The sequence below is a fragment of the Leucobacter salsicius M1-8 genome, from assembly GCF_000350525.1.
Classification (GTDB): domain Bacteria; phylum Actinomycetota; class Actinomycetes; order Actinomycetales; family Microbacteriaceae; genus Leucobacter; species Leucobacter salsicius.
The window spans coordinates 215,755-234,349 of record NZ_AOCN01000019.1; the positions used below are offsets into that span (position 1 = coordinate 215,755).

The 18,595-nt window shown below is 62.0% G+C and carries 30 protein-coding genes; all 30 read left to right on the forward strand.

Annotation, left to right across the window (positions count from 1 at the left end):
* The first annotated feature begins 148 nt into the window (after positions 1 to 148).
* The gene (locus C795_RS0108685) at positions 149 to 1,948 is read left to right on the forward strand and encodes a polysaccharide biosynthesis protein (protein ID WP_017793364.1); all 1,800 of its coding nucleotides are present in this window, start codon (positions 149 to 151) and stop codon (positions 1,946 to 1,948) included.
* Positions 1,945 to 3,051, forward strand: a complete 1,107-nt coding sequence (locus C795_RS0108690) for an MraY family glycosyltransferase (RefSeq protein WP_017793365.1) — start codon at positions 1,945 to 1,947, stop codon at positions 3,049 to 3,051. The genes C795_RS0108685 and C795_RS0108690 overlap by 4 nt, the downstream gene beginning before the upstream one ends.
* A gap of 523 nt (positions 3,052 to 3,574) precedes the next feature.
* The gene (gene rpsJ, locus C795_RS0108695; protein WP_010156393.1) at positions 3,575 to 3,883 is read left to right on the forward strand and encodes a 30S ribosomal protein S10; all 309 of its coding nucleotides are present in this window, start codon (positions 3,575 to 3,577) and stop codon (positions 3,881 to 3,883) included.
* A gap of 13 nt (positions 3,884 to 3,896) precedes the next feature.
* Entirely contained in the window at positions 3,897 to 4,550 is a 654-nt protein-coding gene (rplC, locus tag C795_RS0108700; protein WP_017793366.1) for a 50S ribosomal protein L3, read from the forward strand.
* 4 nt (positions 4,551 to 4,554) lie between these two features.
* Positions 4,555 to 5,175, forward strand: coding sequence for a 50S ribosomal protein L4 (gene rplD / locus C795_RS0108705; protein WP_017793367.1), 621 nt, complete (start codon positions 4,555 to 4,557; stop codon positions 5,173 to 5,175).
* Positions 5,172 to 5,471: a 50S ribosomal protein L23 gene (rplW, locus tag C795_RS0108710; RefSeq protein ID WP_017793368.1), complete on the forward strand. Its 300-nt coding sequence runs from the start codon at positions 5,172 to 5,174 to the stop codon at positions 5,469 to 5,471. Before rplD ends, rplW begins: the two co-directional genes overlap by 4 nt.
* Before the next feature lie 22 nt (positions 5,472 to 5,493).
* A complete protein-coding gene (rplB, locus tag C795_RS0108715) occupies positions 5,494 to 6,330 on the forward strand; it encodes a 50S ribosomal protein L2 (RefSeq protein ID WP_017793369.1) in 837 nt (278 codons plus the stop codon).
* 25 nt (positions 6,331 to 6,355) lie between these two features.
* Positions 6,356 to 6,637 carry a 30S ribosomal protein S19 gene (gene rpsS, locus C795_RS0108720; protein WP_017793370.1) on the forward strand — a complete coding sequence of 94 codons (282 nt, stop codon included), beginning with the start codon at positions 6,356 to 6,358 and terminating at the stop codon, positions 6,635 to 6,637.
* A 25-nt stretch (positions 6,638 to 6,662) separates the two neighbouring features.
* Entirely contained in the window at positions 6,663 to 7,046 is a 384-nt protein-coding gene (rplV, locus tag C795_RS0108725; RefSeq protein WP_017793371.1) for a 50S ribosomal protein L22, read from the forward strand.
* Positions 7,047 to 7,805 carry a 30S ribosomal protein S3 gene (gene rpsC, locus C795_RS0108730; protein ID WP_017793372.1) on the forward strand — a complete coding sequence of 253 codons (759 nt, stop codon included), beginning with the start codon at positions 7,047 to 7,049 and terminating at the stop codon, positions 7,803 to 7,805. It begins immediately after the preceding gene.
* A 2-nt stretch (positions 7,806 to 7,807) separates the two neighbouring features.
* Positions 7,808 to 8,227, forward strand: a complete 420-nt coding sequence (rplP, locus tag C795_RS0108735; RefSeq protein WP_017793373.1) for a 50S ribosomal protein L16 — start codon at positions 7,808 to 7,810, stop codon at positions 8,225 to 8,227.
* Positions 8,227 to 8,532, forward strand: a complete 306-nt coding sequence (rpmC, locus tag C795_RS0108740) for a 50S ribosomal protein L29 (RefSeq protein WP_017793374.1) — start codon at positions 8,227 to 8,229, stop codon at positions 8,530 to 8,532. The genes rplP and rpmC overlap by 1 nt, the downstream gene beginning before the upstream one ends.
* A gap of 2 nt (positions 8,533 to 8,534) precedes the next feature.
* Positions 8,535 to 8,807: a 30S ribosomal protein S17 gene (gene rpsQ, locus C795_RS0108745; protein ID WP_017793375.1), complete on the forward strand. Its 273-nt coding sequence runs from the start codon at positions 8,535 to 8,537 to the stop codon at positions 8,805 to 8,807.
* Between the two features lie 30 nt (positions 8,808 to 8,837).
* Positions 8,838 to 9,206, forward strand: coding sequence for a 50S ribosomal protein L14 (gene rplN, locus C795_RS0108750; protein WP_017793376.1), 369 nt, complete (start codon positions 8,838 to 8,840; stop codon positions 9,204 to 9,206).
* A 4-nt stretch (positions 9,207 to 9,210) separates the two neighbouring features.
* The gene (rplX, locus tag C795_RS0108755) at positions 9,211 to 9,573 is read left to right on the forward strand and encodes a 50S ribosomal protein L24 (RefSeq protein ID WP_017793377.1); all 363 of its coding nucleotides are present in this window, start codon (positions 9,211 to 9,213) and stop codon (positions 9,571 to 9,573) included.
* A complete protein-coding gene (gene rplE, locus C795_RS0108760) occupies positions 9,573 to 10,139 on the forward strand; it encodes a 50S ribosomal protein L5 (protein WP_017793378.1) in 567 nt (188 codons plus the stop codon). The genes rplX and rplE overlap by 1 nt, the downstream gene beginning before the upstream one ends.
* 118 nt (positions 10,140 to 10,257) lie before the next feature.
* The gene (rpsH, locus tag C795_RS0108765) at positions 10,258 to 10,656 is read left to right on the forward strand and encodes a 30S ribosomal protein S8 (protein WP_017793379.1); all 399 of its coding nucleotides are present in this window, start codon (positions 10,258 to 10,260) and stop codon (positions 10,654 to 10,656) included.
* Positions 10,657 to 10,662: 6 nt separating this feature from the next.
* A complete protein-coding gene (rplF, locus tag C795_RS0108770) occupies positions 10,663 to 11,199 on the forward strand; it encodes a 50S ribosomal protein L6 (RefSeq protein ID WP_017793380.1) in 537 nt (178 codons plus the stop codon).
* A gap of 2 nt (positions 11,200 to 11,201) precedes the next feature.
* A complete protein-coding gene (gene rplR / locus C795_RS0108775) occupies positions 11,202 to 11,576 on the forward strand; it encodes a 50S ribosomal protein L18 (protein WP_017793381.1) in 375 nt (124 codons plus the stop codon).
* Positions 11,573 to 12,274: a 30S ribosomal protein S5 gene (gene rpsE / locus C795_RS0108780; RefSeq protein WP_017793382.1), complete on the forward strand. Its 702-nt coding sequence runs from the start codon at positions 11,573 to 11,575 to the stop codon at positions 12,272 to 12,274. Before rplR ends, rpsE begins: the two co-directional genes overlap by 4 nt.
* A complete protein-coding gene (rpmD, locus tag C795_RS0108785) occupies positions 12,274 to 12,462 on the forward strand; it encodes a 50S ribosomal protein L30 (protein WP_017793383.1) in 189 nt (62 codons plus the stop codon). The genes rpsE and rpmD overlap by 1 nt, the downstream gene beginning before the upstream one ends.
* Positions 12,459 to 12,920, forward strand: coding sequence for a 50S ribosomal protein L15 (gene rplO / locus C795_RS0108790; RefSeq protein ID WP_017793384.1), 462 nt, complete (start codon positions 12,459 to 12,461; stop codon positions 12,918 to 12,920). Before rpmD ends, rplO begins: the two co-directional genes overlap by 4 nt.
* Positions 12,921 to 13,135: 215 nt before the next feature.
* On the forward strand, positions 13,136 to 14,458 hold the full coding sequence (secY, locus tag C795_RS0108795; protein WP_017793385.1) for a preprotein translocase subunit SecY: 1,323 nt from the start codon (positions 13,136 to 13,138) through the stop codon (positions 14,456 to 14,458).
* On the forward strand, positions 14,455 to 15,054 hold the full coding sequence (locus C795_RS0108800; protein WP_017793386.1) for an adenylate kinase: 600 nt from the start codon (positions 14,455 to 14,457) through the stop codon (positions 15,052 to 15,054). The genes secY and C795_RS0108800 overlap by 4 nt, the downstream gene beginning before the upstream one ends.
* A 3-nt stretch (positions 15,055 to 15,057) precedes the next feature.
* Positions 15,058 to 15,900, forward strand: coding sequence for a type I methionyl aminopeptidase (gene map / locus C795_RS0108805; RefSeq protein ID WP_026139558.1), 843 nt, complete (start codon positions 15,058 to 15,060; stop codon positions 15,898 to 15,900).
* Positions 15,901 to 16,114: 214 nt separating this feature from the next.
* Complete coding sequence (infA, locus tag C795_RS0108810; protein ID WP_017793388.1) at positions 16,115 to 16,336, forward strand: translation initiation factor IF-1; 222 nt, start codon at positions 16,115 to 16,117, stop codon at positions 16,334 to 16,336.
* 66 nt (positions 16,337 to 16,402) lie between these two features.
* The gene (gene rpmJ / locus C795_RS0108815) at positions 16,403 to 16,516 is read left to right on the forward strand and encodes a 50S ribosomal protein L36 (protein WP_017793389.1); all 114 of its coding nucleotides are present in this window, start codon (positions 16,403 to 16,405) and stop codon (positions 16,514 to 16,516) included.
* A 153-nt stretch (positions 16,517 to 16,669) separates the two neighbouring features.
* The gene (gene rpsM / locus C795_RS0108820; protein WP_017793390.1) at positions 16,670 to 17,038 is read left to right on the forward strand and encodes a 30S ribosomal protein S13; all 369 of its coding nucleotides are present in this window, start codon (positions 16,670 to 16,672) and stop codon (positions 17,036 to 17,038) included.
* Positions 17,039 to 17,085: 47 nt separating this feature from the next.
* Positions 17,086 to 17,484, forward strand: a complete 399-nt coding sequence (gene rpsK / locus C795_RS0108825) for a 30S ribosomal protein S11 (protein ID WP_017793391.1) — start codon at positions 17,086 to 17,088, stop codon at positions 17,482 to 17,484.
* 114 nt (positions 17,485 to 17,598) lie between these two features.
* Positions 17,599 to 18,585: a DNA-directed RNA polymerase subunit alpha gene (locus C795_RS0108830; protein WP_017793392.1), complete on the forward strand. Its 987-nt coding sequence runs from the start codon at positions 17,599 to 17,601 to the stop codon at positions 18,583 to 18,585.
* Positions 18,586 to 18,595: the final 10 nt, after the last annotated feature.

Below are 18,595 nucleotides of genomic sequence, written 5' to 3' on the forward strand. Positions count from 1 at the left end.
TTTTGTGCATCCTCCGGCACTGATCCGGCACCGCATCTCTATTGCGGCCCGCCCGGCCCCAGCCTGGTGGGGTCTTCACCTTCTGAGGAGTATCCTCGAAGTACGGGGCAGATCCTTGCCCTCACACCACACAGCGAACGGAGCAGGAGTGCCGCAAACCGCAGCCGAACGCATCACCCATTTTGCGCGGCAGTATGGCGCGCTCTACCTCCTCGATGCGCTGGCATGGGCGATCGCCATTCTCGTCGCGCTCGTACTGAGGTTTGACTTCAATCTCGCCCGGATCCACTGGGGTTGGACGCTCGTGGTGATCGGGGTCACAGCGGTGCTGCAGCTCGCAGCTGGCTGGCTCACCTGGCTCTATCGCAACCGCTTTGCGATCGGCAGCTTTGATGAGGTGCGTGCGCTCGTCATCGACATCACGGCTGTGATGATCGTCGCCTGGGTGTTCGCATTCCTAGTGGGCTACGGCAACGGCATTCCCCGCAGTACCCTCATCATCGCCGCACCCATCACCTTCAGCCTCATGGGCGTCGCTCGCTACATCATGCGGCTCAGGAGCGAGAAGCAGCTGAAGCCCGGCGACGAGGCCGAGATCACGCTGCTGTACGGTGCGGGATATCTCGGGGTGCAGACCGCGAAGCGTATGCTCACCGACGCGAAGGGTGCGGCGCTGCCCGTCGGCTTCATCGACGATGACCCGACCAAGCGCAACCAGGAGGTGCGGGGCGTCCGTGTGCTCGGCGGATTCGCAGACCTTCCGCAGATCGCTCGCGAAACCCGGGCGACCAAACTCATCGTGTGTATTGGAGACGCAGATTCCGCAATGATGCGGCGCGTCGACGCCGCAGCGGACCGGGCCGGAATGACCGCCCTCGTGCTGCCGCCGCTGGAACAGATCCTGCAAAATAATGCGGCCATTTCGGACGTACGCGCACTGTCGATCGAGGACCTCATCGGGCGTCACCCCGTGCGCCTGGAAACCGAATCGATCGCGTCCTACCTCCAGGGCAAGCGTGTGCTCGTAACAGGCGCCGGTGGCTCGATCGGCTCAGAGCTGTGCCGACAGCTCGCGAAGTTCGCCCCGAGCGACCTCATCATGCTCGATCGCGACGAGACTGCCCTGCAGGAGAGCCAGCTGGCCATCAGCGGGCACGGACTGCTGGACACCAATGACGTGGTGCTCGCGGATATTCGCGATGCCGACGCGCTTCACCAGATCTTTCTCGAGCGGCGCCCCGAGGTGGTCTTCCACACCGCAGCGCTCAAGCACCTACCCATGCTCGAGCAGTACCCCGACGAGGCGTGGAAGACGAACGTCCTCGGCACGCTGAACGTGTTGCGCGCCGCGCAGGCGGCCGGGGTCGGGACGTTTGTGAACATCTCTACAGATAAGGCCGCGAACCCCACGAGCGTTCTCGGGCACTCCAAGCGGGTCGCTGAGAAGCTCACCGCCTGGATGGCCGAGCAGACCGGCATGCGGTACCTCTCCGTGCGCTTCGGCAACGTCATTGGCAGCCGCGGCTCGATGCTCCCCACCTTTCGCAAGCTAATTGAGGCTGGCGGCCCGCTGACGGTCACACACCCCGACGTCACCCGGTACTTCATGACGATTCCCGAGGCCTGTCAGCTTGTCGTACAGGCCGGCGGTATCGGGCGTCAGGGCGAGGTGTTGATTCTCGAGATGGGGGAGCCCGTCTCGATCTTGGACGTTGCCAAACGCATGATCGCGCAGTCAGGCAAGGACGTCGAGATTGTGTTCACCGGGCTGCGTCACGGCGAGAAGCTGCACGAGGAGCTGACCGGTGAGGGGGAGGGCAACGAACGTCCCTTCCACCCGATGATTTCCCACGCCCACGTCGACACGATCTCACCCGAGGTGCTCGACCACGAGGGCTGGGTCGCGCGGATGGACCTGACCCAGGCCGCCGAGGAGCGCGTGCATTGATCCCCCTAACCGCTGCCCTGCTCGCTGGCGGGGTTGCACTCGTGTGCAGCTTGCTGCTGCCATTCGTCGTGCGCCCGGTGCTGGTGCGCTTGGGCATTATGGATGTGCCCAACGAGCGCTCTTCGCACGCGCGCCCCGTGCTGCGCGGCCTGGGCCTCGCTGTACTGATCGCGATGGTCATTGCGGGCGTCATAGGCGTGCTGCTGTTCGCGGACGCCGCCCCTGCAAGCGCAGTTTGGCAGGTCCTCGCGGTGGTCGTCGCCGGATCGTTCTGTGCGGGGCTCCTCGGCCTGGCAGAAGATCTGCACGGTGTGAGCGTCAATGTGCGCAGCGCATTGCTCCTAGTGATCGCACTTGCCGCTCCCATCGCACTGTTCTGGGTGCAGCCGAGCGCGAGCGTATCGCTGTTCAACTCCGGCGATGTCGGACGCATTGCTGGGGCAGAGGCCTCATTTGGTTGGGTGCCCGCGCTGCCGCTCTGGGGCACAATCTTGCTCGTCATCTATGCCGTGTTCTTTATCTCGAGCTACATCAATGTCGCGAACTTCATGGACGGCCTGAACGGCATCAGCGGGTTTCATGGCCTGATTGCTGGACTAGCATTTGCTGGCGCTGGTTGGGGGATGGGCTTGCCCTGGCTAGTGGCGGCTGGTCTGATCTTGGGGGCGGGCTTTGCCGGCTTCCTACCGTGGAACCTGACAAAGCCGGGTGCCTTCCTGGGGGACGTGGGGAGCTATTTGCTCGGCGGTGCGACCGCGATCACGAGCTTCGCGGCGCTGCTGGCCGGAGTGCCCCTGCTCGCCACGATCGGTCCCATGGTGATCTATTTTGGCGACGTCGGTGTAACACTTGTGAAGCGGGTGCGCGCCGGTCACAAGTGGGACGAGCCGCACAAGGAGCACACCTACCAGCGCATTCAGCAGATGGGCTACAGCCACGTGCAGGCGTCGGGCTTTACGGCGGGCGCCACGCTGATTACATCCTTGCTCGGGCTCGCATCGCTGTTCACGGGCCTCTGGGGCACCCTCGCGCTACTCGCGGGCGGGCTCGCGGTGCTGGTGTTCTACCTCGCACTCCCCAAGCTGCTTCCCGCGCGCGCGTAAATCTTCGATGGATCCTGCTGTGCGGAGGGCGAACTGATTGCGCGTTTTTGCGCATCGGGGTTGGCTTTTCGGCGAGCGAGTGTGTTTGCTTCTCCGCGCATCGGGGTTGGCGTGGCCGAGCGAAGCTAGGACAGGCCGGGGCCCCGGTCTAAGCGGAGAAGCAAATACACGAGGGAAGACACGCCCGGGTTGCACGATCGCGCGAGGCATGCGAGAATAAACAGGTTCAGTACTCCTCGCTTCGGCGTGGATCACTGCCAGGCAGTGCATAGCCGCCTTGATGAATCAGGGTTTGGGTTAGGCCGCGGGCAGCGAACGAGCACCACACGCACTGAGGCGGTCGGATTTATGCCGGCCGTTTTTGTACGAGTGGGCCGTGCCTCCGGGTGCGGTTTTGACAGGTGAACAGAGACCCAGCACGTAGAGCCTTAGGGCTCAGCTATGCCAGGGCGCTGGTACGTAAGACGTCCAATGCTTCACGCCCCGTGCGTGAAATAAGACGCAAGTAGAAAGTAGAGATGTCATGGCGGGACAAAAGATCCGCATTCGACTCAAGTCGTATGACCACGAGGTCATCGATAGCTCAGCACGTAAGATCGTCGACACGGTTACCCGCGCGGGTGCAACTGTGATCGGCCCCGTGCCGCTCCCCACCGAGAAGAACGTGATCGCAGTGATCCGTTCGCCTCACAAGTACAAGGACAGCCGCGAACACTTCGAGAAGCGCACGCACAAGCGCCTCATCGACATCGTGGATCCGACGCCCAAGGCAGTCGATTCGCTGATGCGTCTCGATCTCCCTGCCGATGTCAACATCGAGATTAAGCTCTAAGGGAGGTCCGGACATGTCAGTAGTACGCAACGTGAAGGGTCTTCTGGGCACCAAGCTCGGTATGACGCAGGTATGGGACGAGAACGGCAATGTCGTTCCCGTGACCGTTATTGAGGTGGCCCCCAACGTGGTCACTCAGATCCGTACCCCCGAGGTCGACGGCTACAGCGCCGTGCAGATCGCCGCGGGTCAGATCGACCCCCGCAAGGTAAACCAGCCCACCGCTGGTCACTTCGCAAAGGCAGGCGTTACGCCTCGCCGCCACCTCACCGAAGTTCGCACCTCCGACGCGGCTGATTACAGCCTCGGCCAGGAGCTCACGGTGGATGCCACCTTCGAGGCCGGTCAGAAGATCGACGTCGTTGGCACCTCCAAGGGCAAGGGCTTCGCCGGTGCTATGAAGCGTCACAACTTCTCGGGTGTTAGCGCTTCACACGGCGCACACCGTAACCACCGTAAGCCTGGCTCTGTCGGCGGCGCAGCGACCCCCGGTCGCGTGTTCCGTGGCAAGAAGATGCCCGGCCGTATGGGTGGCGAGCGCGTGACCGTGCAGAACCTCCTCGTCCAGGCGATTGACGCAGAGAAGGGCCTCATCCTCGTGAAGGGTGCGGTTCCCGGTGCTCGCGGTCGTCTCGTTTTCGTTCGCAACGCAGTGAAGGGAGCGTAAGTTCATGACTACCGCTACCAAGCTTGATGTTTCGCTGCCGGAGGCAATCTTCGGCGCCGAGACGAACGTCCCGCTGATCCACCAGGTGGTCACCGCTCAGCTCGCAGCTGCGCGTCAGGGTACGCACAAGACCAAGACCCGGGGCGAGCGCTCCGGTTCGGGTGTCAAGCCGTTCAAGCAGAAGGGTACCGGCCGCGCCCGTCAGGGTTCGGTTCGTATGCCTCAGCACCGCGGCGGCGGCATCGTTCACGGGCCGGTACCCCGCGATTACTCGCAGCGCACCCCCAAGAAGATGATCGCTGCAGCACTCAACGGTCTGCTTTCGGATCGCGCACGCGCGAACCGCATGCACGTCGTTGACAGCTTCGGCATTGGCGACAAGCCCAGCACCAAGAGCGCACGCGATTTCCTCGCACAGGTTGCTCCTGGCAAGCGCGTTCTCGTTGTCATCACCCGTGAGGACGAGGTTACGGCGCTCAGCGTTCGCAACCTGCCCTTCGTGCACGTCCTGTTCCAGGATCAGCTCAACGCCTACGATGTGGTCGTCAGCGACGATCTCGTCTTCACCAAGGCTGCCTTCGACGCATTCGTCGCCGGCCGCGCCGCCAAGGAGGACACGAAGTGAGCCTGAACAAGTCTGCACACGACGTCATCATCCGCCCCATCGTTTCCGAGAAGAGCTACGGCCTCATCGATGCAAACGGCCAGTACACCTTCGAGGTACAGCCGACTGCAACGAAGACCGAGATCAAGCTCGCGATCGAGTCGGTTTTCAGCGTTAAGGTCGCTTCGATCAACACGCTGAACCGCAAGGGCAAGACCCGCCGCACCAAGTTTGGCACTGGCAAGCGCAAGGACACCAAGCGCGCCATCGTCACGCTGAAGTCGGGCTCCATCGACATCTTCACGGCTGCGCTGTAGAAGGGGCGAAAAGGAACACACTATGGCTATTCGTAAGTACAAGCCGACGACCCCCGGTCGTCGCGGGTCGAGCGTCGCCGATTTCGCCGAGATCACGCGCTCCACGCCTGAAAAGTCGCTGCTGCGTCCGCTCCCCAAGACGGGCGGTCGTAACAACCAGGGTCGTATCACTACCCGTCACATCGGTGGTGGCCACAAGCGCCAGTACCGCGTCATCGACTTCCGTCGCAATGACAAGGACGGCGTAAACGCCAAGGTTGCTCACATTGAGTACGATCCCAACCGTACGGCTCGCATTGCGCTGCTGCACTTTGAGGACGGCGCGAAGCGTTACATCATCGCTCCGAACAAGCTCAAGCAGGGCGACATCGTTGAGTCGGGTCCCGCGGCTGATATCAAGCCCGGTAACAACCTCCCGCTCAAGAACATCCCCACCGGTACGGTCATTCACGCCATTGAGCTGAAGCCCGGTGGCGGTGCCAAGATGGCTCGTTCGGCAGGCTCTTCGGTGCGCCTCGTCGCTAAGGACGGCCCTTACGCTCAGCTGCGTCTCCCCTCGGGCGAGATCCGCAACGTTGACGCACGCTGCCGGGCAACCGTCGGCGAGGTCGGCAACGCCGAGCAGTCGAACATCAACTGGGGTAAGGCCGGCCGTATGCGCTGGAAGGGCGTACGCCCGACCGTTCGTGGCGTCGTCATGAACCCTGTTGATCACCCGCACGGTGGTGGCGAAGGCCGCACCTCAGGTGGCCGTCACCCGGTCAGCCCGTGGGGCCAGAAGGAAGGCCGTACGCGCCGTCCTAACAAGGAAAGCGACAAGCTCATTGTGCGTCGCCGTACCGTTGGCAAGAAGCGCTAGTCGGCCGGGTAGGAGAGAGTAGAAGATGCCTCGTAGTCTCAAGAAGGGCCCCTTCGTCGATAACCACCTGCTGAGCAAGGTAGTTGTCCAGAACGAAGCTGGCACCAAGAATGTGATCAAGACCTGGTCGCGCCGCTCGATGATCATCCCCGCAATGCTGGGACACACCATCGCGGTTCACGACGGTCGTAAGCACATTCCCGTGTTCGTCACCGAAACCATGGTTGGCCACAAGCTGGGCGAGTTCGCGCCCACTCGTACCTTCCGCGGTCACGTGAAGGACGACAAGAAGGGCCGTCGCCGCTAAGCGGCGACGTGAAGGAGGAAGAGAAATGGTGGAGTCGATCGCACGCGTGCGTCATATCCGCATCACCCCCCAGAAGGCCCGTCGCGTTGTTGACCTGGTTCGTGGCAAGAACGCTCAGGAGGCACTCGCCATCCTGAAGTTCGCCCCGCAGGCTGCAGCTGAGCCCGTGTTCAAGCTGGTCGCTTCGGCAATCGCTAACGCACGTGTGAAGGCTGACAAGGAGAACCTGCGTCTGAACGAGGACGAGCTTGTCATTGCTCGCGCTTTTGTTGATGAGGGTGCAACGCTCAAGCGTTTCCGCCCCCGTGCACAGGGCCGCGCTTTCCGTATCAACAAGCGCACGAGCCACATCACGGTTGTCATCGCGACCGCCGATGAGCTTGCGGCAGCGAAGAAGGGAGCCAAGTAAATGGGCCAGAAGATTCATCCCTACGGCTTCCGCCTCGGGATCACCACTGATCACGTCTCGCGTTGGTTCTCGGACTCGACCAAGAAGGGCCAGCGTTACGCTGACTACCTTGCCGAGGACATCAAGATCCGTCAGCACCTGACCAAGCAGCTTGATCGCGCCGGCGTTTCGCGCGTCGAGATCGAGCGCACCCGTGACCGTGTCCGCGTGGATATCCACTCGGCACGCCCCGGTATCGTCATCGGCCGCCGCGGCGCCGAGGCTGAGCGCATCCGCGCTGACCTCGAGAAGCTCACCGGCAAGCAGATCCAGCTGAACATCCTCGAGGTTAAGAACCCCGAGGCTGACGCTCAGCTCGTCGCACAGGGCGTCGCCGAGCAGCTCGCTGCTCGTGTGGCTTTCCGCCGCGCGATGCGCAAGGGCCTCCAGGGCGCACAGCGCGCTGGTGCCAAGGGCATCCGTATCCAGGTCTCAGGCCGCCTTGGCGGCGCCGAGATGAGCCGCTCGGAGTTCTACCGCGAGGGTCGCGTGCCGCTGCACACGCTCCGTGCGAACATCGATTACGGCTTCTACGAGGCAAAGACCACCTTCGGCCGTATCGGCGTGAAGGTCTGGATCTACAAGGGTGACCTCACCAACAAGGAACTCGCACGCGAGCAGGCGGCCCAGAAGCCGTCGCGCGACCGTGGAGACCGCCGCCGTGCACCTCGCGGTGCTCAGGCCGAGGCTGCACCCGCTGCAGCAGGAGCGGAGAAGTAAGCATGCTGATTCCCCGTCGAGTCAAGTACCGCAAGCAGCACCACCCCGGCCGTAGTGGCCAGGCAAAGGGCGGCACGAAGGTTTCCTTCGGCGAGTTCGGTATCCAGGCCCTGACTCCCGCTTATGTGACGAACCGTCAGATCGAGTCCGCTCGTATCGCGATGACGCGTCACATCAAGCGTGGTGGCAAGGTATGGATCAACATCTACCCGGATCGTCCCCTCACCAAGAAGCCCGCGGAAACCCGCATGGGCTCGGGTAAGGGTTCACCCGAGTGGTGGGTGGCCAACGTCAAGCCGGGCCGCGTCCTCTTTGAGGTCGCAGGCGTTGACGAGGAGCTTGCGCGCGAGGCACTGACCCGCGCGATCCACAAGCTGCCTCTGAAGGCCCGCATTATTAAGCGCGAGGAGGGCGACGCGTAATGGCGATCGGGACCAAAGAACTGGCCATCACGGAGCTGGATTCGTTCGAGAACGAGCGTTTGGCTGAGGAGCTCAAGAAGGCTAAGGCCGAGCTCTTTAACCTGCGCTTCCAGTCAGCCACCGGCCAGCTGGAAAGCCACGGCCGCGTACGCCAGGTGAAGCGCGACATCGCTCGCATTTACACCGTGCTGCGTGAGCGCGAGCTCGGAATTCGGGTAACCCCCGCTGCCGAGCCGGCTAAGGCCACTAAGGCCACCAAGAAGACTGAGCAGGCGGACGCCGCCGCTGATACGAAGGAGGCCTAATAATGGCTGAGGTCGAAAAGGAAGCTCGCGGCTACCGTAAGACGCGCCGCGGCTACGTTGTCAGCGACAAGATGGACAAGACCATCGTCGTCGAGGTCGAGGACCGTGTGAAGCACGCCCTCTACGGCAAGGTGCTCCGCCGTTCGTCGAAGGTTAAGGCCCACGACGAGCAGAACAGTGCAGGCATCGGCGATCTCGTGCTCATCCACGAGACCCGTCCGCTCAGCGCTTCAAAGCGCTGGCGCCTGGTCGAGATCCTCGAGAAGGCGAAGTAAGCCTCAGGCTTACTGAGTAAGGAGTAGCTAGTGATTCAGCAGGAATCCCGACTCAAGGTTGCCGATAACACCGGCGCCAAGGAGTTGCTTACCATTCGTGTTCTCGGAGGTTCGCGTCGTCGTTACGCCGGTCTCGGCGACACGATCGTCGCGACCGTCAAGGACGCGATCCCCGGCGGCAACGTGAAGAAGGGTGACGTCGTCAAGGCCGTCATCGTTCGCACGCGCAAGTCGACTCGTCGCGCTGATGGCTCGTACATCAGCTTCGACGAGAACGCTGCCGTCATCCTGAAGGCCGATGGGGAGCCCCGCGGCACCCGTATCTTCGGGCCGGTCGGACGTGAGCTTCGCGATAAGAAGTTCATGAAGATCGTCTCGCTCGCACCGGAGGTGATCTAGTCCTATGGGCATGAAGATCAAGAAGGGTGACCTCGTAGAGGTCATCTCGGGCCCGTCGCAGGAGCGCGGCGGCTACAAGGGCAAGCAGGGCCGTGTTCTCGAGGTATTCACCGAGACCGACCGTGTTCTTGTCGAAGGCGTTAACTTCGTAACGAAGCACGTGCGCGTTGGCCAGTCGAGCCAGGGCGCCCGCGAGGGTGGCATCGAGACCGTTGAGGCCCCGATCCACATCTCGAACGTCGCCATGATCGACCCCGAGACCAAGAAGCCCACTCGCGTTGGCTTCCGCGTTGAAGAGGTTGAGAAGGACGGCAAGAAGAAGACCGTGCGCGTTCGTTACGCAAAGAAGTCTGGGAAGGACCTCTGATGACTGATCAGGCTGTCAAGATCCAGCCCCGTCTGAAGCAGCAGTACCGCGATGCAATCGTCCCCGCACTGCGCGAGCAGTTCGAGTACGCGAACATCATGCAGGTGCCCGGCATCGTCAAGATCGTCGTGAACACCGGCGTTGGCGAAGCTGCACGCGACAGCAAGGTAATCGAGGGCGCAATTGCGGACCTCGTGAAGATCACGGGCCAGAAGCCCATGGTTACCAAGGCTCGCAAGTCGATCGCACAGTTCAAGCTGCGCGAGGGCCAGGCCATTGGTGCACACGTCACGCTTCGTGGCGACCGCGCCTGGGAATTCCTGGACCGCCTTGTTACGCTCGCACTGCCCCGTATCCGCGATTTCCGCGGTCTTTCGGCCAAGCAGTTCGACGGAAACGGCAACTACACCTTCGGTTTGACCGAGCAGAGCGTGTTTCACGAGATTGATCAGGATAAGATTGATCGCGTGCGTGGCTTCGACATCACGATCGTAACCACGGCCAAGACTGACGACGAGGGTCGTGCGCTGCTTCGCGCGCTCGGCTTCCCCTTCAAGTCAGAATAATTTAATAGTCCAAGCGGACGGGCGCCCGGGGTTTTCCCGGGCGCCCTGGCCGCGTGTCTCCTAGGTCGCGATCCTTGTACCGGATCGTGAAACCAGGTGAAAAAAGAAAGAGTCACTCATGACGATGACTGATCCGGTCGCAGATATGCTGACCCGACTGCGCAACGCTAACAGCGCACATCATGACGACGTTTCGCTCCCCGGCTCAAAGCTGAAGGAGCGGATCGCACAGATCCTCAAGAGCGAGGGCTACATCAAGGACTGGAAGGTTGAGCCCGCACGCGTCGGCACGACCCTGACCATGTCGCTGAAGTATGGCCCGAACCGCGAGCGTTCGATCGCAGGTATCAAGCGCGTTTCCAAGCCCGGCCTGCGTGTATACGCAGGTGCGGCTGAGATCCCCAACGTTCTCGGTGGCCTCGGCATCTCGATCCTGTCCACCTCTTCGGGCCTCCTCACGGGGCGCGAGGCCGATCAGAAGGGCGTTGGCGGGGAAGTCCTCGCTTACGTGTGGTAAGACGACATGTCACGTATTGGTAAGCTTCCCATCACCGTTCCCGGTGGTGTAGACGTAAAGATCGATGGCCAGAACGTCACGGTCAAGGGCGCAAAGGGTGAGCTCACGCTCACCATTGCAGAGCCCATCCGTGCATCGGTTGAGGACGGCCAGCTTCTGGTTACTCGTCCCAACGACGAGCGCGACTCACGAGCACTGCACGGTCTGACCCGCACGCTCATCAACAACAACATCATCGGTGTGACCGAGGGCTACTCAAAGCAGCTCGAGGTTGTCGGCACCGGTTACCGCGTGCAGCAGAAGGGTACCGGCCTTGAGATGGCGCTCGGCTTCTCGCACCCGGTGCTCGTGGACGCTCCTGAGGGCATCACGCTCTCTGTTGAGGGCAACACGAAGATCACCGTTGCTGGTATCTCGAAGCAGGGGGTCGGAGAGGCCGCCGCTAACATCCGCAAGCTGAAGAAGCCGGAGCCCTACAAGGGCAAGGGTATTCGCTACGCTGGCGAGAATGTCCGTCGCAAGGCTGGAAAGGCTGGTAAGTAACCATGGCCGCTTCAATTTCCCGGGCTAAGGGCCGTACGGCTGCGCGAGTACGCCGCCACGCCCGCCTGCGTAAGAAGATCGTCGGCACGGAGGCTCGCCCCCGTCTCGCAGTGACGCGCTCCGCTCGTCACGTATTCGTTCAGGTCATCGACGACGCTAAGGGCTTCACCCTGGCTTCGGCTTCGACCATGGAAGCCGATCTGCGCGCTTTCGAAGGCGACAAGACCGCTAAGGCCCGCAAGGTCGGCGAACTCGTTGCTGAGCGTGCGAAGAGCGCCGGTGTTGACACCGTCGTGTTCGACCGTGGTGGCAGCAAGTATGCCGGCCGCGTCGCAGCGATCGCCGATGGCGCTCGCGAAGGGGGGCTGACCCTGTGAGCAACGAAACGAAGGAGCAGCAAGTGTCTGCAGAGGCTCAGGCTGATACCCAGGCCGCACCGGCTCAGGATCACCGCAGCGAGCCGCGCGAACAGCGTCGCGGCAGCCGTGATCGCGGCACTCGCAACGAGCGCGGCGGTCGTGACCGCAACGAGAGCCAGTTCCTCGAGCGCGTCGTAACGATCAACCGTGTGTCGAAGGTCGTCAAGGGCGGCCGTCGCTTTAGCTTCACCGCGCTCGTCGTGGTGGGCGATGGCAACGGTACCGTTGGCGTCGGCTACGGCAAGGCGAAGGAAGTTCCCCTCGCGATCTCCAAGGGTGTCGAGGAAGCGAAGAAGAACTTCTTCCGCGTTCCCCGCGTTGGCAGCACCATTCCCCACCCCGTGCAGGGTGAGGCAGCAGCCGGTGTGGTTCTGCTTCGTCCCGCAGCCGCAGGTACCGGTGTTATCGCCGGTGGCCCGGTGCGCGCCGTACTCGAGTGCGCTGGCATCCACGACGTTCTGAGCAAGTCGCTCGGTTCGTCGAACACCCTGAACATCGTGCATGCGACCGTTGAGGCACTGCAGCAGCTCGAGGAGCCCCGCTCCGTCGCAGCTCGCCGCGGCCTTGACTTCGACCGCGTTGCTCCGGCCCGCATTGTGCGTGCCGAGGCAAAGGCGCTGGCCGACGCTGCCGCGAAGGCAAAGGCAGGTGCGTAATGGCTGCGAGCCTGAAGATTACGCAGACGAAGTCCGTTATCAGTGAGAAGCAGAACCAGCGTGCATCGCTGCGGAGCCTCGGCCTCAAGAAGATCGGCGATTCTGTCGTTCGTGAGGACTCGAAGATCAACCGCGGCTACGTGCGTGCAGTTGCTCACCTGGTAGAGGTTGAGGAGATCGACGCATGAGCGAGAACATCGAGGAGCGCGGCGCCGTGCTGAAGGCACACCACCTTCGCCCCGCCGAGGGTTCCAAGAAGACCAAGACCCGCGTGGGTCGTGGCGAGGCATCCAAGGGTAAGACCGCAGGCCGCGGCACCAAGGGCACCAAGGCACGTTACCAGGTTCGGGCAGGCTTCGAGGGTGGGCAGATGCCGCTGCACATGCGCACCCCCAAGCTGCGCGGCTTCAAGAACCCGTTCCGCACTGAGTACCAGGTCGTGAACGTGGCGAAGCTCGCCGACCTGTACCCCCAGGGTGGAGAGGTCACTGTTGCTGACCTCGTCGCCAAGGGTGCGGTTCGTGCAAACCATCCCGTCAAGGTACTCGGTGATGGCGACCTGCAGGTCAAGCTCACCGTTACGGTCGACAAGGTCTCCGGCTCAGCTGAGCAGAAGATCGTCGCTGCCGGTGGCGAGATCAAGTAAGTATCTTTCTAGATACTGATGTCGTTCGCCCTTAGGTGCGAGTGACTGGGGCATGGCCGGCCGGTGAACATCACCGGCCAGCCTGCCCCTTTTTTCATGACTTTCACTGCCGCGACCGCGGCAGTTTCATTCAGCCTCACGCTGGCGTGTAGGCTGGTGCAATCGGTTCTCGTCGTCAGGCGAAGGCCCCAGGCGACGTTTCCAGGAGGCAGATTTTGTTCAGCGCCATCGGACGGATCTTTCGGACCCCGGATCTTAGGCGAAAGATCGTGTTCACACTCGCGATCGTCTCCTTGTTCCGACTCGGCTCGTTTATTCCCACGCCGTTCGTTCAGTTCAACAACGTGCAGGCATGTCTCGCTGCCAACAAGCAGGGCGCATCGGGTCTTTATGAGATGGTGAACCTCTTTAGCGGCGGAGCGCTGCTTCAGTTGTCGATCTTTGCGCTCGGCATCATGCCGTATATTACGGCGTCGATTATCACGCAGCTGCTGCGTGTGGTGATCCCGCACTTCGAGGTGCTCCACAAGGAGGGCCAGGCCGGTCAGGCCAAGCTGACGCAGTACACGCGTTACCTCACGATCGCCCTCGCAATTCTACAGTCGACGACGCTGATCACGGTCGCACGTTCGGGGCAGCTCTTTGGTGCTGTGTCGAACGACGCGTGCCGCAACCTTGTGTCGCAGGAGTGGTGGGCGATTGTCATTATGATCCTCACGATGACCGCCGGTACCGGCCTCATCATGTGGTTCGGTGAGCTCATCACCGAGCGCGGTGTCGGTAATGGCATGTCGCTGCTGATCTTCACCTCGATCGCCGCAACCTTCCCCAACGCAATGTGGGTCATCAAGGAGTCGCAGGGCTGGGAGATCTTCTTCCTTGTGCTTGCTGTCGGACTTGTTGTGGTCGCAGCCGTCGTCTTCGTCGAGCAGTCGCAGCGCCGCATTCCGGTGCAGTATGCGAAGCGCGTTGTGGGCCGCCGCACTTACGGTGGCTCGAGCACCTACATTCCCATCAAGGTAAACATGGCCGGCGTGATCCCCGTGATCTTTGCCTCGGCGATCCTGTATCTGCCGATGCTCGTCACGCAGTTCAGCCAGCCGAAGATCGGTGAAGAGCCCAAGGCGTGGATGGTCTGGATTCAGAACAACCTCGTGTCGGGTGACCAGCCGCTCTACATGCTCGTCTTCTTCTTGTTGGTCATCGGTTTCGCCTTCTTCTACGTGCAGATCACGTTTAACCCTGAAGAGGTCGCCGACAACATGAAGCAGTACGGCGGGTTCGTGCCCGGCATTCGTGCAGGCCGTCCGACCGCTGAATACCTCAACTACGTGCTGATGCGCATTACCACTGCGGGCTCACTGTACCTTGGCGTCATCGCACTGCTGCCGCTCGTCGCACTCTCGTTCTTTGGAGCTAACCAGAACTTCCCGTTCGGTGGTGCATCCATCCTCATTATCGTCGGCGTCGGCCTCGAGACCGTCAAGCAAATTGACGCTCAGCTCCAGCAGCGCCACTACGAAGGGCTTTTGAAGTGACCCAGACCGCTACCACTCGACTGCTGATCATCGGGCCTCCCGGTGCCGGTAAGGGCACACAGGCCCACCGGATCGCCGAGGGCTACGCAGTACCGGCGATTTCGACGGGAGATATCTTCCGCGCGAACATCAAGGGTGCTACCGAACTGGGCAAGAAGGTTCAGGCGATTATTGAGACGGGTGAGCTCGTCCCCGACTCGCTCACCAACGAGATTGTGGCTGATCGTCTGGCACAGGCTGACGCAGCAACCGGGTTCCTGCTTGATGGGTACCCGCGCACGGTCGACCAGGTGGCAGCGCTCGACGCAATGCTTGAGGGGGAGTCGCTCGACGCAGTCGTGCTTCTCGAAGCGGATACCGACGAGGTCGTTGCTCGGCTGCTCAATCGCGCACAGCTTGAGGGTCGTGCTGACGACACCGAAGAAGTTATCCGGCACCGCCAGAACGTTTACGCAGAGCAGACGGCTCCGCTTATCGATCTGTTCTCGAAGCGTGGCATCCTGGTCACGGTAGACGGCATGGGGTCGGTTGATGAGGTCGCCGAGCGCATCGCCTCGGGCCTGAACGGCCTGCTGAGCGCAAAGGTAGTTAGCTAACCAGTGTCACGTAGGGGATTGCTGAAGCGTTCGATCTACAAGTCGCCAGCGCAGCTGCGACTAATGATCGAGCCCGGCCTCGCGACCGCGGCAGCGCTTGCCGCAGCGAAGGCTGCGATTCGACCGGGCGTCACACCGCTTGAGCTCGACGCGCTCGCCGAGGCCGCCATTCGTGGCCTCGGCGGCGAGCCGAACTTTATGCTCGAGCCGGGATACAAGCACACCATCTGCGCGAACGTGAACGCGGATGTGGTGCACGCCATTCCGACCGACAAGCCGCTTGAACCCGGTGATGTGATTGCCGTCGATGCCGGCGCGATCATCAACGGCTGGAACGGGGACGCCGCCTTCACCGCGGTCGTACCCAACCCCGCCGATCCGGAGCGCACGGCCCAGCTCGACGAGCTGAGCCGGGTGACTGAGCTCGCCATGTGGACCGGGATCGCCGAGCTCGCTCGCGCCAAGTACCTCAACCAGGTGGGCGTCGCGATTGAGGCCTGCGTGAAGCGCGAAAGCGATTTCGGTGTCCTCGAGGACTACATCGGTCACGGCATCGGGCGCAGTATGCACGAGGACCCGCCGGTCTTCAACTATCCAGTGCGCGGCAAGGGGCCCGAGATCAAGCCGGGCCTCGTAGTCGCGATCGAGCCGATCATCGCCGAGGGCGGTATCGACACCGTGATCCAGGACGACGGCTGGACCGTTTCGATGGCCGACGGTCGCGCGAGCGCCCAGTGGGAGCACTCGGTGGCGGTCCACGCGAAGGGCATCTGGGTGCTCACTGCCGAGGACGGCGGGGCTGCAGGGCTCGCGCCCTTCGGCATCACCCCGGTTCCGATCCCGTAGCGAGATTCGCTCTGATTCGATCGATCTGATCCGGATCGCATGTACGTAAGCCTCCGCAGCTATCTGCGGGGGCTTACGTATTTTGGGCGTGGACTTTACAAATGCGGCTCGCCCGAGTACTCTTGATCTTTGGTGCTTTGCGCCTGTTTTCGCGTTCGCAAAACAGGACATTGCATTCGCATGACCAGCATAACTACTAGGCGACAGTGAGGCTATGGCGAAGAAAGACGGCGTCATCGAGATCGAGGGACACGTTGTCGAGGCTCTGCCCAACGCGATGTTCCGCGTTGAGTTGACCAATGGACACAAGGTGCTCGCTCACATCTCGGGCAAGATGCGCCAGCACTACATCCGCATCCTCCCCGAGGACCGCGTGATCGTGGAGCTGACGCCCTACGATCTGACCCGCGGCCGCATCGTCTACCGCTACAAGTAGACGGCTGGAAAGTAACGGCGCGCGGCATCCTGCGCGTACGAAGACAGCGAACCGTAAGGAAACATCATGAAGGTTAAGCCCAGCGTTAAGAAGATCTGCGATAAGTGCAAGGTCATCCGCCGCCACGGTAACGTCATGGTGATCTGCGAGAACCCGCGCCACAAGCAGCGCCAGGGCTAATTGCCCGGCCTGTGGGGCCGCAGAACACGTAATTGAATAACTGATCTAGCGCATCTAAGAACCCACTCACTTCGGTGAGCGGGTGACACCTCGGGTCGGAGGCCCGATTCCCCGATGCGCATCACACCTCCACTACCGCCAAGGAGAGCCAGAATGGCACGTCTCGCCGGAGTAGACATCCCACGTGACAAGCGCGTTGAGATTGCACTCACTTACATCTACGGCGTCGGCCGTACCAGCGCGCTGAAGACGCTCGCTGCTACCGAGATCGACGGCAACATCCGCGTCAAGGATCTCACCGACGACCAGCTCGTCGCGCTTCGCGACCACATCGAGGGTAACTTCAAGGTTGAGGGTGACCTCCGCCGTGAGGTCGCAGCCGACATCCGCCGTAAGGTTGAGACCGGTAGCTACCAGGGTATTCGCCACCGCAAGGGTATGCCTGTGCACGGCCAGCGGACCAAGACGAACGCTCGTACCCGCAAGGGCCCGAAGCGCACCGTCGCCGGCAAGAAGAAGTAACCGCCGGTCCGTTAGACCTACACACAGAGCTTTCAGGAGAACACTCAATGGCTGCACCAAAGAGCGCGGCGCGCAAGCCGCGTCGCAAGGATAAGAAGAACGTTGCTGTGGGCCAGGCCCACATCAAGTCGACGTTCAACAACACGATCGTTTCGATCACGGACACCACCGGTGCTGTGATCAGCTGGGCTTCGTCAGGTGGCGTTGGCTTCAAGGGTTCGCGTAAGTCGACTCCCTTCGCTGCTCAGCTCGCTGCTGAGTCGGCTGCGCGCAAGGCGCAGGAGCACGGCATGAAGAAGGTCGACGTCTTCGTCAAGGGCCCCGGCTCGGGTCGCGAGACGGCGATTCGTTCGCTGCAGGCTGCCGGTCTCGAGGTTGGGTCGATCAACGACGTAACCCCGCAGACGCACAACGGCTGCCGCCCCCCGAAGCGTCGTCGCGTCTAAGCACGAGCTCGAGCGCGTGACGGTGCGCCGCGGTTTTCCCGGCGTACCGTCCCTTCCCTCATTCCCGATACCGCATGAGTCATATAGCGGACTCCAGCGAAAGGACCACACACAGTGCTCATTGCACAGCGACCCACTCTGACTGAAGAATCGATCTCCGAGTTTCGCTCGCGCTTCGCGATCGAGCCGCTCGAGCCTGGCTTCGGCTACACGCTCGGCAACTCGCTCCGTCGTACGCTGCTGTCGTCGATTCCCGGCGCCGCAGTAACGAGCGTTCGCTTCGAAGGCGTCGCCCACGAGTTCACCACCATTCCTGGTGTGACCGAGGACGTCACCGAGATCATCCTGAACATCAAGGGCCTCGTCGTCTCGAGCGAGCATGACGAGCCGATCACGGCTTACCTGCGCAAGACCGGCGCGGGCGAGGTTACCGCTGCAGACATTTCGGCTCCCGCCGGTGTCGAGGTGCACAACCCCGAGCTCGTGATTGCGACGCTCAGTGACTCGGCACAGTTCGAGCTTGAGCTGACGATCGAGCGTGGCCGTGGCTACGTTTCGGCTGCTCAGAACCGCAACGAGGACGCAGAGGTTGGCCGTATCCCGGTCGACTCGATCTACTCGCCGGTACTGAAGGTGACCTACCGCGTCGAGGCAACTCGTGCCGGTGAGCGCACTGACTTCGATCGTCTGGTCGTTGACGTCGAGACCAAGCCGGCAATCAGCCCCCGCGATGCAATCGCTTCGGCTGGTTCGACGCTGGTCGAGCTGTTCGGCCTCGCTCGCGAGCTGAACACCGCTGCTGAGGGCGTCGAGATCGGGCCCGCACCCGTCGAGGTTGTGGCCGAGGGCGAGCTGTCGATTCCGATCGAGGATCTCGATCTTTCGGTTCGCAGCTACAACTGCCTGAAGCGTGAGGGCATCAACACGGTAAGTGAGCTCGTTGCACTCTCAGAGGCACAGCTCATGAACATTCGTAACTTCGGCCAGAAGTCCGTATTCGAGGTGCGCGATAAGCTCACCGAGATGGGCCTCTCGCTCAAGGACGCGGTGCCCGGGTTTGATGGCGCTCAGTTCTACAGCTACGAAGACGACAACAACTAATCGATCCGGC

Bases quoted from the DNA above. Each gene is read 5' to 3' on its own strand.
- rplD (WP_017793367.1), top strand. From the start codon at position 4,555: ATGACTACCGCTACCAAGCTTGATGTTTCGCTGCCGGAGGCAATCTTC.
- rplE (WP_017793378.1), top strand. From the start codon at position 9,573: ATGACTGATCAGGCTGTCAAGATCCAGCCCCGTCTGAAGCAGCAGTAC.
- rplO (WP_017793384.1), top strand. From the start codon at position 12,459: ATGAGCGAGAACATCGAGGAGCGCGGCGCCGTGCTGAAGGCACACCAC.
- rpsQ (WP_017793375.1), top strand. From the start codon at position 8,535: ATGGCTGAGGTCGAAAAGGAAGCTCGCGGCTACCGTAAGACGCGCCGC.
- rplF (WP_017793380.1), top strand. From the start codon at position 10,663: ATGTCACGTATTGGTAAGCTTCCCATCACCGTTCCCGGTGGTGTAGAC.
- rpsC (WP_017793372.1), top strand. From the start codon at position 7,047: ATGGGCCAGAAGATTCATCCCTACGGCTTCCGCCTCGGGATCACCACT.
- rpmD (WP_017793383.1), top strand. From the start codon at position 12,274: ATGGCTGCGAGCCTGAAGATTACGCAGACGAAGTCCGTTATCAGTGAG.
- rplR (WP_017793381.1), top strand. From the start codon at position 11,202: ATGGCCGCTTCAATTTCCCGGGCTAAGGGCCGTACGGCTGCGCGAGTA.
- rpsS (WP_017793370.1), top strand. From the start codon at position 6,356: ATGCCTCGTAGTCTCAAGAAGGGCCCCTTCGTCGATAACCACCTGCTG.
- rpmJ (WP_017793389.1), top strand. From the start codon at position 16,403: ATGAAGGTTAAGCCCAGCGTTAAGAAGATCTGCGATAAGTGCAAGGTC.
- rplC (WP_017793366.1), top strand. From the start codon at position 3,897: ATGTCAGTAGTACGCAACGTGAAGGGTCTTCTGGGCACCAAGCTCGGT.
- rpsJ (WP_010156393.1), top strand. From the start codon at position 3,575: ATGGCGGGACAAAAGATCCGCATTCGACTCAAGTCGTATGACCACGAG.
- infA (WP_017793388.1), top strand. From the start codon at position 16,115: ATGGCGAAGAAAGACGGCGTCATCGAGATCGAGGGACACGTTGTCGAG.
- rplB (WP_017793369.1), top strand. From the start codon at position 5,494: ATGGCTATTCGTAAGTACAAGCCGACGACCCCCGGTCGTCGCGGGTCG.
- rplX (WP_017793377.1), top strand. From the start codon at position 9,211: ATGGGCATGAAGATCAAGAAGGGTGACCTCGTAGAGGTCATCTCGGGC.
- rplP (WP_017793373.1), top strand. From the start codon at position 7,808: ATGCTGATTCCCCGTCGAGTCAAGTACCGCAAGCAGCACCACCCCGGC.
- rpsK (WP_017793391.1), top strand. From the start codon at position 17,086: ATGGCTGCACCAAAGAGCGCGGCGCGCAAGCCGCGTCGCAAGGATAAG.
- rpsM (WP_017793390.1), top strand. From the start codon at position 16,670: ATGGCACGTCTCGCCGGAGTAGACATCCCACGTGACAAGCGCGTTGAG.
- rpsH (WP_017793379.1), top strand. From the start codon at position 10,258: ATGACGATGACTGATCCGGTCGCAGATATGCTGACCCGACTGCGCAAC.
- rplV (WP_017793371.1), top strand. From the start codon at position 6,663: ATGGTGGAGTCGATCGCACGCGTGCGTCATATCCGCATCACCCCCCAG.
- rpmC (WP_017793374.1), top strand. From the start codon at position 8,227: ATGGCGATCGGGACCAAAGAACTGGCCATCACGGAGCTGGATTCGTTC.